The sequence below is a fragment of the Streptomyces sp. NPDC111507 genome, from assembly GCF_055638955.1.
This window is the reverse complement of record NZ_JBVKBU010000005.1, coordinates 517170-530647: the sequence shown is the minus strand read 5'-3', so window position 1 is coordinate 530647 and position 13478 is coordinate 517170. Positions and strand designations below refer to the sequence as shown.

General features: G+C 70.9%; 9 protein-coding genes. 4 read left to right on the top strand and 5 right to left on the bottom strand.

Annotated elements, in window-relative coordinates; all coding sequences use genetic code 11:
• Positions 1–22: 22 nt before the first annotated feature.
• Positions 23–1879, bottom strand: a complete 1857-nt coding sequence (locus ACZ7M2_RS23655) for a glycoside hydrolase family 9 protein (protein WP_471596923.1) — start codon at positions 1877–1879, stop codon at positions 23–25.
• Positions 1880–2425: 546 nt separating this feature from the next.
• Here ACZ7M2_RS23655 and ACZ7M2_RS23650 point away from each other — a divergent pair.
• Positions 2426–4351, top strand: a complete 1926-nt coding sequence (locus ACZ7M2_RS23650; RefSeq protein WP_471596922.1) for a ricin-type beta-trefoil lectin domain protein — start codon at positions 2426–2428, stop codon at positions 4349–4351.
• Positions 4352–4436: 85 nt separating this feature from the next.
• On the opposite strand, the gene ACZ7M2_RS23645 is transcribed toward ACZ7M2_RS23650, so the two are convergent.
• The 3 genes from ACZ7M2_RS23645 to ACZ7M2_RS23635 form a co-directional block, all read right to left on the bottom strand.
• Positions 4437–5690 (bottom strand): polysaccharide deacetylase family protein, encoded by a 1254-nt coding sequence (locus ACZ7M2_RS23645; RefSeq protein ID WP_471596921.1) that lies wholly within the window; start codon positions 5688–5690, stop codon positions 4437–4439.
• A gap of 216 nt (positions 5691–5906) precedes the next feature.
• The gene (locus ACZ7M2_RS23640; protein WP_471596920.1) at positions 5907–6626 is read right to left on the bottom strand and encodes a DUF4232 domain-containing protein; all 720 of its coding nucleotides are present in this window, start codon (positions 6624–6626) and stop codon (positions 5907–5909) included.
• A 195-nt stretch (positions 6627–6821) separates the two neighbouring features.
• Positions 6822–8213 (bottom strand): serine/threonine-protein kinase, encoded by a 1392-nt coding sequence (locus ACZ7M2_RS23635; protein WP_471596919.1) that lies wholly within the window; start codon positions 8211–8213, stop codon positions 6822–6824.
• 324 nt (positions 8214–8537) lie between these two features.
• Here ACZ7M2_RS23635 and ACZ7M2_RS23630 point away from each other — a divergent pair, with 324 nt between their 5' ends.
• The 3 genes from ACZ7M2_RS23630 (at position 8538) to ACZ7M2_RS23620 (ending at position 12016) form a co-directional block, all read left to right on the top strand.
• Complete coding sequence (locus tag ACZ7M2_RS23630) at positions 8538–10079, top strand: amidohydrolase (protein ID WP_471596918.1); 1542 nt, start codon at positions 8538–8540, stop codon at positions 10077–10079.
• Positions 10080–10280: 201 nt separating this feature from the next.
• Positions 10281–10832: an RNA polymerase sigma factor gene (locus ACZ7M2_RS23625; protein WP_471596917.1), complete on the top strand. Its 552-nt coding sequence runs from the start codon at positions 10281–10283 to the stop codon at positions 10830–10832.
• 245 nt (positions 10833–11077) lie between these two features.
• Complete coding sequence (locus ACZ7M2_RS23620; RefSeq protein WP_143610137.1) at positions 11078–12016, top strand: hydrolase; 939 nt, start codon at positions 11078–11080, stop codon at positions 12014–12016.
• A gap of 99 nt (positions 12017–12115) precedes the next feature.
• Here ACZ7M2_RS23620 and ACZ7M2_RS23615 read toward each other — a convergent pair whose 3' ends face one another.
• Positions 12116–13465 carry a jacalin-like lectin gene (locus ACZ7M2_RS23615; RefSeq protein ID WP_471596916.1) on the bottom strand — a complete coding sequence of 450 codons (1350 nt, stop codon included), beginning with the start codon at positions 13463–13465 and terminating at the stop codon, positions 12116–12118.
• Positions 13466–13478 lie beyond the last annotated feature (13 nt).

Sequence of the window (13478 nt, the reverse complement as noted above, 5' to 3'; positions counted from 1 at the left end):
TGTGGCGGGCGGGGGAGCGCGCTCAGCTGCGGCGTTCCGGAAGGCCGCCCGCGCGGTCGTCCTCGGCGGCGTAGGCGGCCAGCCATGCCAGCGGCGCGTTCCAGTTGATGGCCACCTCGTTCGTCGAGTACGAGCCGATGTCGTCGATGTAGCAGGCCTGGGGCGCGCAGCCGGGCAGGTGCTCCTGTGCGACCGGGTCCTGCAGCCCGCTGTTGGGCCCGCCCGCGAGGGAGCCCGCCGGCGGGTGCGGCAGCGCGGGGTCGTACTGGTGCGCCCAGAAGCGGTGGTGCTGGTTGTCGGAGTACCGCTCCCCGTATCCGGTCACGTACGACTGGCCCAGGGCGTTGCGGCCCAGCAGGTAGTCCATCGACTCCAGCACTCCGGCGCGGTAGCGCGGGTCCCCGGTCAGTTCCTGGGCGGTGGCCATGACGATCGCGTTGTCGGTGACCGCGCTGTTGGAGCCCCAGACGTATCCGGTGGCGGGGATCGGGACGGCGTATCCCTGTCCGGCCATGGTGGACAGATAGCCGTCCGCGGCGGCGGTCACCGAGGCGCGCACCCGCCGGAGGTCGGCCGCGGGCAGCCCGGTGCGTACGGTCGCCAGCGTCAGCCTGCCCAGCGCGGCGGTGTCGGCCCAGCTGAAGCCGCCGGACGTGAAGGCGTTCGCGGCGGTGTGCCAGGGCGAGGAGGTCAGCGCGTCCCGGTAGGCGCGCTCGCCGGTCGTGGCGTACAACTCGGCGGCCGCCCAGTAGAACTCGTCGGTGACCTGGGTGTCGCCATAGGCCCCGCCGCCGGTGCTGTCCGCATCCGGTGCGTACATCGCCGGGTTGGCCAGCGCCGCCGTCCAGGCCTTGCGGGCGGCGGTCAGGCAACGGTTCGCGAACGCGGTGTCGTAGGGCCGCAGGACACGGGCGCACTGGGCCGTCGTCGCCGCCAGGTTGAGGGTGGCGGCGGTGGACGGCGGGTGGAGCTCACGCGGCTGGGCGTCCTGCTCGGGCCGGGTCGGCAGCCCGGTCCAGGCGGCGTCGTGGACCTTGTGGAACGCCATTCCCGCGTACGGTCTGCCGTCCGGCACCTGCATCCGCATCAGGAAGTCGAGCTCCCAGCGCGCCTCGTCCAGGACGTCGGGGACGCCGTTGCCGCGCTCGGGAACGCGCAGCGTCGAGTCGCCGAGCGCGGACGCGGTGCCGGCTCTCTTCGCCCGTTCGAAGGAATTGACGAGCAGCCAGGTGGAAATGCCGCCGTTCACGACGTATTTGCCCTGGTCGCCCGCGTCGTACCAACCGCCCCTGACGTCCTGCGTGTAGTCGCACACCCCGGACTGACAGGGCACGTTCGTGTCGCCCTGATTGGGTGCGACTCCGAGATGCCCGGCGGGCCGCGCATAGGCGGAACCCACCAGGGAGGCTTCGATCGGTATACCGCTGCGCTGGTGGTAGAAGAAGGCCAGCGCGTCGGAGCGAAGCCCGTCGTAGAGATCCGTGCGAATGTCGAAGGGATCACTGACCGTTCCGTCGACCGTCAGGACGTAACCCGAACCGGTCCGTCCGTACGAGGAGAAGTCGGCGACCTGGGTCGGTTGCCCGGACGCGGCGTCCGTGCCCCGGCCGACGGTCCGCCCCGAGGCGACCACCTTGCCCGAGGCGATGCGCAGCCGCCAGGTGAGCGGCCCCGCGGCGGAGGTGACCACGGTCGCGCGCTTGGGACCGTCCGGCAGATAGCCGACTTGGTTGACCCGTACGGCGGTTGTCGCCGTGGCGGCGGTGGCGAGCCCCGTCGCGGAGGGGGCGGTCGCGAGGCCGCCGACGAGTAATGACCCCGCCAGCAAGGCGGCCGCCAGGTGCCTTTGGCGGCGGCGGGACAACAGGAAAGCGGACATGAGCGGCTCCCAGCGGTGAGGTGAATCCTGTGCCGCGGCCACGCACGGTGGACGACGGAGAATGGGAGCGCTCCCAAAGGGGAGCATTGCATGGGCATGCCAGGGCGTCAACGGGTCGGTGAAGGCCTTTCCGCTCTTCGGAGGCCTGGTCGGGGGCTTGCGTATGACCGCTTGTCGATGGTGGCGGGTGATTCCGAATTTCTTTTGTGGAGACCTCGGCTGACGTTCGGTCAATCCGTCCGCGCGCGACGGAAAAGGGAAGGTGACGCGATCTCTTGTTTCGGCTCGGCGCACTGTGCAAAGGTGTGCCTTGTTGGCGTGCAGACAATTCGCTTCCTTCTGTACGCGCACGGTGTGCCCGCGCGCCCCTCGCTTCAAAAGAGCTGCCGGAGAGGGCGATTGCGGTAACAACCCCCCCATGGGTAGTCCCTCCGCTTCAGCGGGCGGGCTACATACCCATTGGTATGGACTAATTCCTGCGTTACCTTTGGGAGGAAAGCGGACGTGAATGACGCAGCGGTGTCTCATTCCCCAACGCCCGGTCGCTTGTTCGAGGTTTCGGATGAGCGGCTCGCGGCGGACCTGAAGAAGAGCTCGGGGAACACGCCCGCGCACCATCCCGTCGGGGAACTCCTTGACCGCCACTGGGAAGCGGTCTTCGCCTATGCGCGCCTGTGCACCAACGGTGTGCGTCCCGCCGGAATGCTCACCACGGCCGCTTTCACCCGGCTGTTCGGTGAATCGCTGCGGCAGACCGGGCCGACGGCCGCCTGGCGGCCGCAGTTGCTGGTCACCGTACGGCGTATGACCGCCGAATGGCTCGGGGACCAACGGCGGGAGATGCTTCATCCCGAATTGCTGGCCGATTCCGACAGCCGTGACCGGGTCATGGCGCGGCTTCTGCCGCCGGAGAACAGGCGGCAGTTGTCCCGCGCGTTCCAGCGACTTCCCGAGCCCGCCCGCTGTCTGCTGTGGCACACCGAGGTCGAGGCCGAGCAACTCACCCTGCCCGCCGCGCTGTTGGGCATCGGCGACGACGACGCTCTGGTGGAACTGCGGCGGGCCCGGGAGCGCCTGCGCGAGGGCTGCCTGGAAATCCACCGCGAACTGGCCCCGGAGGAGGAGTGTCGCCGCTTCCACCGGATGCTCGATGTGTCCCTGCGCCGCGGCGGCCTCGACCTCGACGCCGATCTGAGCAGGCACATGGGCCGGTGCCGGCACTGCCGTCACACCGCCGACCAGTTGAGCCGGTTCAACGGCGATCTCGCGCTGCCCCTGGCCGAGGCCCTGCTCGGCTGGGGCGCCGCGGCCTACCTCGACTCCCGCCCCGGGCGCGTCGACGCGATCGTGGAAGTGACGGAAGTCCCGGACACCGTCCCGGCCGCGCACAGAATCCCTCCCCTTCCCCGCCACGCACCCCTCGTTCCGGGCGAGTCCCCGCGCCCCGCGTCGCGCAGCCGCGCCTCCGGTGACTCCCGCCCGCCGACGCACAAGGCGCCCCGGCGCTCCTCCCGCCGCGCCCCGCGTCGCAACAACATCGCGCTGGCCGCGCTGACCGTGAGCGGAATGATCCTGGTCCCGCTGGTCCTGTGGGTCACCCAGAGCTCGGACGGTGCGCCCGGCATGGCGGACGGCGCCGGACCCTCGGGGTCGCCCAGTTCGGGCCCGGTCAAGGCGCCCGGACCGAACCCGTCCTGGATAGGCGCCGGCGACACCTCGAAGGGCGGCGTGCGCGGCCGGCTGCGCAACACCGAGACCGGGCTGTGCATCGGCATCGTGGGGAAGAAGCCGGTGAAGGGCGTGGAGACCGCGCTCACGCCGTGTTCCTCGGCGGCGAGCCAGGAATGGTCGTACGAGGACGACGGACTGCTGCGCGACCTGGCCGCCCCCGACCTCTGCCTCGACTCCCACCTCGGCTACTCGGTCCAACTCGCGCCCTGCACCGGCGAGTCGCAACCGGGCACCAAGAACGTGCGCTACGACTTCACCCTCCAGGGCACGGTGGTGCCCCGCTGGAACCAGGACCTGGCCCTCACTCCCGCCTCCGCCAAGGGCGAGGCGTCCGTGGTCCTCAAGGTCCGGGCGGAGGAGTCCGACCAGCACTGGACGATGGACACCTCGTCGCCCTCGCTCCAGATGGAGGCGGTCAACTGGGACTCCGCCGGGCAGACGAAGACATCGTCGGGCCAGACCTCTCCCGAGCCGTCGACGTCACCGTCACCGACCGTGCCCAAATCGTCGCCCCGGCCCTCGGCCGAGCCCTCGACGCCCGCGCCCTCCTCACCCGCACACAGTTGCTCCCCGTACTCCTACTGCGCGCCTCCGAGCGGACAGTACGGCGCACCGGGGTACGGCTACGGAGATGGCTATGGGGGCTATGGCGGCTACGGCGGTTATGGCGGTTATGGATACGGCGGTTACGGGGGTTACGGCGGTTACGGACACGGCGGCGGCCAGGGCGGCCACCGCTGACCGTCCTGAACGCCATACCTACCGCGGCCGGGCCACGCGCGCCTGGCCGCGGTCGTGTTCGTAGGGGTGGTCGGCGCCGGAGTCGTCAGGAACTCGCCGTGGCCGACTGCGAGGCCGCCGTACCCAGGAACTCCGACCAGCCGCCGAGGGGCGACTGTCCCGGGTTGAGGGTGCGCAGCTTGCGCAGTACGGCCGGGTCCTGGGCCTCCAGCCACTGGACGAGCTGGCGGAAGGAGACCAGGCGGACGTCGTCGTGCCCGGCGATCTGCTCGACGGCCTGCTCGACCGCGTCCATGTATATCCCCCCGTTCCAGCGTTCGAAGTGGTTGCCGATGAAGAAGGGCGCGCGGTTGCTCTCGTAGGCGCGGCGGAAGCCGGCGAGGTAGCTGTCGCGGGCCTGGGCGCGCCAGGCGTCGTACATGGACTTGTCCCCGAGCGGGTTGGCGTGGGACTGGTTGGCCATCAGGTTGTAGTCCATCGACAGGACCTGGAAGGAGTGGCCGGGGAAGGGTATGGACTGCAGTGGGAAGTCCCAGATCCTGCCGCCCTGGACCTTGCCGGGCCACATCTGCAGGCCGCCGGGGCTGCTGGCGTCGTACTTCCAGCCGAGGGCGGCGGCGGTCGGCAGCAGGTTGGACTGGCCCTCCAGACACGGGGCCCGGCCGCCTATCAGCTCCTTCTCGTAGTCGAAGGGGAACGGTTCGAGGTCGGTGAAGCCGGTGTTGGTCTTCCACTCGGTGACGAACTTCTTCGCCTGCGCGATCTCGCTGCGCCACTCGGCGGGGGACCAGCGGCGCACCCCGTCCGCGCCGCAGAAGTGGCCGTTGAAGTGGGTGCCGATCTCGTGGCCCTCCAGCCAAGCGGACCGGATCTGCTGGATCGTGGAGTGGATGTGCCGGTCGGAGAGGTAGCCGATCGCGGAGGCGCCCACGGGGTGCTGCGGCGGGCTGTAGAGGTGCTTCTTCGACTCGGGCAGTGTGTAGATGCCGCTGAGGAAGAACGTCATCGAGGCGCCGTGGTCGGCGGCGACCTTGCGGAAGCGGGAGAACAGCTTGTTGCTGAGCTCGCCCGCACCGTCCCAGGAGAAGACCACGAACTGCGGCGGGCGCTCGCCCGGCTTCAGCCGTTCGGCCTTCGGCTGCTTGGGCTGGGCCCCGGTGTCGGCGGTGGAGCCGTCGCCGATCAGCTTCGGCTTGGGGGACTTGCCGCTCGTGTCCCCCTTGGAGCTGCTGCCCACGGACCAGTCGTTCGACGAGCAGGCGGTGAGCGCGCCCAGGCCGCCCAGCGCGCCCGCCGACGCCGTCGCGGTCAGCAGACGCCTGCGTGAGATGCCGGTCATGATGAACCCCCGAAGTTTCTCGATCCGGCTCCCGCCCACGGGCGGGAGCTTCCGTTCCTGTGACGCGCCGCTCTGCGGGGTGCGTCAAACGGTGTGATGCGTGGATGGTCGGGAAAGGTCGCCGGCATCGGCACGTGTTGCTGTTCCGTGACAAACCCCGCCGGTCCGCGGGGCGGACGGCGGGGCGGGGAGCGGGGTCGGTGACGCCGGCCGGGGTCAGGCGCCGTTGCCGGGGCGGACGACGGTCAGGGACACGGAAGAGGCGTTCCCCGACACGGGTACCTCGCCCCCCTTCCACGCCACCTTGAGCGGATCCCGCTCGTCGGGCGGGGTGACGACCAGCGTGGCGGGCGTCGCCGTCTTCGCGCCGCTGATCTCCGGGTTGGAGAACGTCAGGCCCGCCCACGCGCTCCGCCCCGGCACCAGCGTCACCGTCGTCGGCGTATCGGCGGAGCGCTTCGGGTCGGGCCCGAGCTGCTGGCCCGACGCGTCGACGAACGCCGCCCCGGGGAAGCCGCGCACGGTGCAGGTGCGATGGGAGGTGTTCGTGAGGACGACGGGGAAGTTCTCCTGACCGGCGCCCGGATTGTTGGCGCCGACCGTCGCGCGCAGCTCCGAGGTGTGGCATCGGGTACCGCCGGACGAGCCGCTCCCGGTCGAGGACGAGTTCGAGCTCGACGACGAGTTCGACGCCGCTGCCGAGGGTGTGAGGGAACCGGTCGGGTCGGCGCCCGTACCGGTGGTGTCCGTGGTCTTGTCGCCGGAGGCCGGCTCGGCCGTGCCGGAGAGCTTCTGCGGGGGACTGGCGGTGCCGTGGTCGGTGCCGCAGGCCGTGAGCAGGCCGAGCAGCGCGACACCCGCGACCAGCGCTGCCCTGTGGGTGGGGGAGGACGGGCGGCGGACGGGAACCGCGTCGCCGGGCCGGAAGGTCGCCATGTCAACACTCCTTGGAATTCACCGCACGCGTCCTGACTCGGCGTGCGAACGGCGCTCTGTGCTCCGTCACCAGTGTCCGATGCTCGGGCACGCGAAAAAGTTCGCGGACCGGACATGCGATGTCCGCGGATCCCGGAACGGGGACCGTGATCCGGGCCTCGCGGGCCTCGGTGCCGCTCGTCGGCTTCCCGCTCGTCAGTCTCCGGCCCGTAGGGAGCCGAGTACGCGGTCGGCCGTCGCGGTGCTGCCGGCGGCCTGGCGGATCTGGACGTACAGCTGTGGCTGCTGGTTCCCGCCCGCCGAGGTGAGCCCCGCCTCCGTGAGTGAGCCATGGCTGCCAGGACAGGCGTTCCAGGTGCGGATCAGCCCGTGCCAGCGCGTGCCCGTATAGGTGCGGCTGCCCTCGTAGTGGCAGTCGGTGTGGGCGATCGCCCCGACCCTGCCGCGCACGTCGCCGTCTTCGCTCAGGCCGACGAACACCCCGTCCACGCCCGAGCGCAGGTTCTGCCACTTCGCCAGGTCGTCCGCGACGGCGAGACCCGGTTCGTGCGTGTCCGACAGGCCCACGGTCCGCGGATTCCACCCGGAGTCGCGCAGTTGGCGGCCCCACCCGCCCGGAACCTCGACCGAGACCTGTCCGGAGGCGTCCTCGACCGTCACGGACGGGGCGTCGGACCGGCGGATCACGAGCGCGGTGGTCACACCGGCCGCGCCGATCACGACCGCGGCGGCCACGGCCACCAGCACGGTCCGCCGTCGACGCCGGGGCACACGGACCGCCCCCATCGACACCTGTTCGGCCAGCCGTTCCAACTCCACCGCCAGGCTCAGCGCCGTGGGCCAGCGCCGCTCGCGGTCGGGTTCCATGGCGCGCAGCAGCGCCCGCTGCACGTCCGGGGCCAGATCCGTACGCAGCCGCTCGGGTCGTACGACCTTGCCGGGCGGCCCGGGGACCGACCCTGTGACCAGGTGGTAGCCCAGGGCTCCGAGGCTGTACACATCGGCCCGCGCGTCGATGCCCGAACCGGGCTGGGCCTGCTCGGGCGGGGTGTAGCCCGCGGAACCGGCCGCCATCGTCAGTCCGGAGGCCTGCGCCAGGCTCTTGGCGAGCCCGAGGTCGGCGAGCAGGACACGGTCGGCGCCGCCGGAGGAGGTGCGCAGCAGTACGTTGGACGGCTTTATGTCGCGGTGCACGATCCCGGCCTCGTGCAGCGCGGCCGCGGCCCGTGCCGCGAGGGCCGTCAGGCGCAGTGCCTCGGCGATGGGCAGCGGACCGGCCTCGATCCGGTCGTCGAGGGTGCCTCCGTCGGCGTACTCCATGACGAAGTAGGGTCTGCCGTCGGGTAGTTCACCGATGTCGTAGACCTGGACGACCCGGTTCGAGTCGGCCTTGCGCAGCAGCCGGGCCTCGGCGAGGAAACGTTCGCGGACGTCGAGGTGGTCGGCCCAGTTGTCGGACAGTACCTTCAGGGCGACGACGGCCTCGAGCACTTCGTCGTGGGCCAGCCACACCACACCGAAGCCACCCGCGCCGAGACGCCGGTCCAGACGGTAGCGACCGATCCGATCGAGGGGATCCCTCAGCATGGACAACCCGCCGCAAAGCCCGTGAGCCGGTGGGTTCGACCACGGTCGAGAGGGCCTGGCATCTGTTCACCAGCGGGCATGTGCTCTCCAGGGCGGGGCGGATGCCACGAGCGCGGCGCTGTGGTCGCTGTCCCTAGAGGGGTTGCTGCTCCTGGCAACGGTCGGGCTCTTGAAGCCTACCGGTCACGTCAGCGGCCGAGCACGCGGGACGGGGGGAGGACCGGAGAGGCAAGGTAGGGCTAGTTTTTCTTGGTGGGTGTTCTGTTGGGGGTCGCGTCCATCGCGGTCCTGTCGAGACCGCGTGTCGTCGCGGAGGGAGGCTTTGTGGCGGACTTCGTCAGCGCCCGGCGCGGGCTCCCAGGAGGAGACCTGTCCCCGGCGACCGGGCTGACGCTCGACCGGGTGCGGCTCGGCGCGGGCGGACCGCTCGTCCGCCTGCGGGTGGCGGGCGGCAGAGTCACCCATGTCGTCGCGGCGGACGGCACCGGCGGGCGGGCGAGGCCGGCCGCCGGTGAGCGTGTCCTCGATCTGGAGGGGCGGGTGCTGCTGCCGGGCTTGTGGGACGCCCACGTCCACATGGCTGAGTGGGCGAGCACCCGTCACCGGCTCGACCTGTCCCGGACCGCCTCCGCGCGGGCGGTGGCCGACATCGTGCGGGAACGCGGCGGCGGGGCGTCCGACGGCACGGTGCTTTTCGGGTACGGGTTCCGGGACGGGCTGTGGCCCGACGCCCCGCACAAGCGGCTGCTCGACGCGGTGCTGCCCGACCGGCCCGTCGCCCTGGTCAGCGCCGATCTGCACGCCGCATGGCTGAACTCCGCCGGCCTCGCGCTCGTCGGCCGCGGTGACCATCCCAGCGGCCTGGTCAGGGAACACGAGTGCCACGAGGTCCTGTCCGCCCTCCCCGCGGCGCCGGCCGAAGTGGTCGACGGCTGGATCGCGGACGCTTGCGAGGCCGCCGCCGCGCGCGGGGTCACCGGTGTCATCGACTTCCAGTACGGCGACACGGTCGAGGACTGGGAGCGGCGCTCGGCCGAGTCCCCGCCCGCCGTGCGGGTGGCGGCCGCCGTCTATCCGAGCCGCCTGGACGCGGCGGTGGAGCGCGGACTGCGCACGGGAGTTGGACTCGGCGTGGGTGGAGGCCTGGTGCGGGTGGGTCCGCTGAAGCTCTTCACCGACGGCTCGCTGAACACCCGTACCGCCCTGTGCCGCGATCCCTACCCGGGGCTGGCGGGCACGGACGGTTCCCACGGTATCGAGGAGACGTCACCGCGGGAGCTGGTGCGGCTCATGCGGCGGGCCGCCGCGCACGGAATCGAACCAGCGGTGCATGCCATCGGCGACCGCGCCAACACCGTGGCCCTGGACGCCTTCGAGGCGGTGCGCTGCCGTGGCCGGATCGAGCACGCGCAGTTGCTGAGCCCCGAAGACCTCCCGAGATTCGCGCGGTTGGGTGTCACGGCGGGAGTGCAGCCCCGGCACGCGACGGACGACCGTGATGTGGCGGACCGGCACTGGGCGGGACGCACCGCGCGGGCCTTCGCCTACGCCGATCTGCTGGCCGCCGGGGCCCGGCTGGAGTTCGGTTCGGACGCCCCCGTCTCGCCGCTCGACCCCTGGCTCGCCATCGCGTCGGCCGTCGGCCGCACCGATGACGAGCGCCCCCCGTGGCACCCGGAGCAGCGCCTGTCCGTCCCGGACGCGCTCGTCGCGGCGGCCCGCGGGCGCCGGCTCATCAGGGTCGGGGACCCCGCCGACCTGGTGGTCGTGGACATCGACCCGCTGGACGCCGACACGGGCACACTGCGCACGATGCCCGTGCACGCCACGATGACGGACGGCCGCTGGACCCACGGGCCGTACTGAGGCAGGCTCGCACCCCGCCTCCCCGCCGGAACCGGGGAGGGGCGTGGCCTCCGGGCTGTCCGATGGAGCGGGCCGTCTGATGGAGCGGGACTCCAATGGAGCGGGACGGAGAGAGCCCCAGCCCACTGGGGCGCGCCGAACGACGCCGAGTGCGTGCGACTATGGTGCCTGGCCTCTGATCGACACCGAGGGGAGCACCCAGTGCAGGACGCGGCGGCGACCGAGGAGCTCGCGCTGCGCGCGGCCTCGGGTGATCCGGCAGCCCTTGACCTGCTGCTCCAGGGGATCCGGCCGGAGGTCGTGCGGCGCTGCGGGCGCTTCCTGCCCTGCCGCGAGGACGCCGAGGAGGCTGCGCAGGACGTCCTCCTCCAGGTGGCGCGGAAGATCACCTCATTCGAGGGGCGCAGCCGGTTCGGCACCTGGCTCTATACGGTCGTCGCCAACTGCGCCCGTCAGAAATACCGCGAGCTGAAGCGGCGGGCCGCCGAGCAGCCTGACGTCATCGACGCCTCGCAGCACGTCGACCCACGCACCACGAGCGTGATCGCCGGGTCCCGCATCGACCTCCTGGAGGCGTTGGAGCGCCTGGATCGCGAACACCCGCATCTGGTCGCGCCGTTGGTCTACCGGGACATCTGCCAGCTGGAGTACGCCGAGGTCGCCGAGCGTGTCGGCATTCCGCTCGGCACGCTCAAGTCCCGGCTGCACGAGGCGCGCAGGCAGGTCAGGCCCTGGCTGGTCGACGCGTCCTGACGGATCGGCGGCCACCTGTCGCGGTCGACCACCGCGCGAGCCGTCAACTGGCCTGCATCCCATGCCGGTTGTGGCGCAAGGTAAGAGGTTGATGATAAGTCGCGGCAGGGTCTGCCGACGGCCTTGATCATGTCGGTACTGTCCACCGTTGTGTCGGACGGCAGCCGTTCAACGGCCGTTCTACGCGCGCAGATCGGCGCCCCGCACCGCCTCTTCCCCCGCCCCCACCCATGGAGGAACGCCGGATGCTCACCCCCACCAGGCCCCGCCACAGACTCGCCGTCGCGCTCACCGCGCTCGGCGTGCTGCTCACGGGAGCCGCGCTCCAGACGACCACTGCCGCCCCCGCGCACGCGGCCACCACCCATCGCGTCCTGTTCGACAACGGCCACGCCGAGACGGCGGGCAACGCCGACTGGATCATCTCCACCAGCCAGCCGAACCCGCTGAGCGAGGACTCCTCGCCGTCCTCCGAGACCGACTGGACCGGCGCGCTCTCCTCGTGGGGCGTGGCGCTGCAGAAGACCGGCGACTACAGCCTGGACACGCTGCCTTCGGGCTCCAAGCTGACGTACGGCGGTACCTCGGCCACCGACCTGTCGAACTTCGACACGCTGGTGCTGCCCGAGCCCAACACGCTCTTCACCACGGCCGAGAAGACCGCGATCATGACGTTCGTGAAGAACGGCGGCGGCCTGTTCATGATCTCCGACCACACCGGGGCCGACCGCAACAACGACGGCTACGACGCGGTGAAGATCCTCAACGACCTGATGACCAACAACAGCGTCGACTCCACCGACCCGTTCGGCTTCTCCATCGACTCGCTGAACATCAGCTCGGGCTATCCCGCGGCGATCAGCGACAGCACCAACGCCGTCCTGCACGGCTCGTTCGGCACCGTCACCAAGAGCCTCATCGCCAACGGTACGACGGCCACGCTGAAGCCCGCCGACAACTCGGCGGTCAAGGGCCTTCTGTACCGCTCCGGTTACTCGGGCAACACCGGGGCCTTCTTCGCCACCAGTACCTTCGGTAGCGGCAAGGTCGCCTTCTGGGGCGACAGTTCGCCGATCGACGACGGCACCGGCCAGTCCGGCAACACCCTGTACGACGGCTGGAACGACACCGGCGCCACCAACGCCGCCCTCGCCCTGAACGCCACCGAGTGGCTTTCCTCGTGAGTGAGCCGAGCCTCGTGACCAGCAAGTGAGCAAGTGAGCAAGTGAGCCCGTGGCCCCTGGTGTGCGCACACCAGGGGCCACGGGCTCGGTCGTGTCCGGTCAGCGCTGGGTGTAGATGAAGCCGATCTTGTCGGCCTCGTCGCCCGTGCGGCCGTGGAACCCGGCGATCTGCCAGCCCGACGGCGCCGTGCGGGTCACGCAGTCCGAGGTCGTCGTACCGCCGGCCAGGCTGTTGCCGAGGTTGGTGGTGAACTTGGCGTAGAAGATCCGGGTGTTGCCGTCCTTCACGCCCTGGCACAGCTGCGCCGAGGTGACGTACTCGCCGCTGCCGAGTGTGAGCGACGACGCGGTGCCGCCCGTGCCGCCGTGGGCCAGCGTCGTGCCATTGCTCAGCGTCAGGCCCATCTGGTCGACGCGCGAGCCGCTGCGCAGGGTGAGGGCGGTCGCCCTGGCCCCGGCCGGCACGCTGTCGATGTCGTTGAAGTAGTCGCCGTGCGGGCCGCCGAACTGGTCGCTCAGCTGGAAGGCGGTGTTGCGCGACCAGGCGAACTTGGCGGTGATCGGGTCGTGGTCGGAGAGCATCAGCCCGTCCGAGGTCAGGAAGCTCGCGTGCTCGTTGTTGTAGCTCGTGGCGTTGAGCGTGACCAGCTTGCTGCCGCGGTACAGGATCTTGTCGACGACCTCGCAGGTGTTGGGCACGGTGGCGCCGGTCTGGTCGCAGACCAGCGCGTCGCTGCCCTTGGCGGGCGGGGTGCCGCCCCGGATGAGCTTGACCCAGGCGTCGGTCAGGCCGTTGGCCGCGCCGAACTCGGCGATCGTGTCGCCGGTGCGCGTGTAGCGGGTGTTGGTGTCACCCATGACGACCACGGCGTTGCCCTTGGAGTGGCTCTGGATGAAGGCCGTGAGCTGGTTGAGGTTGTCCGCCCGCGAGGCCAGGTCGCCGTCGTTCGTGCCCGCGTTGGTGTGCAGGTTGTAGAAGTCGACGTAGACGCCTTCGGCCAGCCGCTCCCGCATGAACGTGAAGCCCTTGGGGGTCAGGCAGTCGCCCGAGTCGATCTGGCAGGAGTTCCAGTGCACCCGCTCGAAGTCGTCGGTGTCGTAGGAGATCTTCGACAGGGTGTTGAGCCCGCTGCCGATCCCGGCGCCACCGCTGGTGGGTGTGCGGTAGGCGTGCGTGGTGTCGCCCGCGTAGAGATAGGCGTGGTAGTTGAAGTCCTCCTCCACGTGGACGATGTCGTACGGGCCGAGCCGCTGGCCTATCGCCGTGGTGCTGGTGTCGCGCGGGGTCGAGGCGCTGGAGAGGCTCTCGGGGAGTCCGGCGACGTTGTAGCTGAGCACGTTGAAGGTGCCCGAGTCGGCGGCCGCCGCGGCGGGCGCGGTCGCCGTGAGTCCGCCGAGGGCCGCGGCTGCCGCGGCCAGGGTGGCGAGGACTCTTCGGAGAGGTGACATGGGGGTGTCTCCT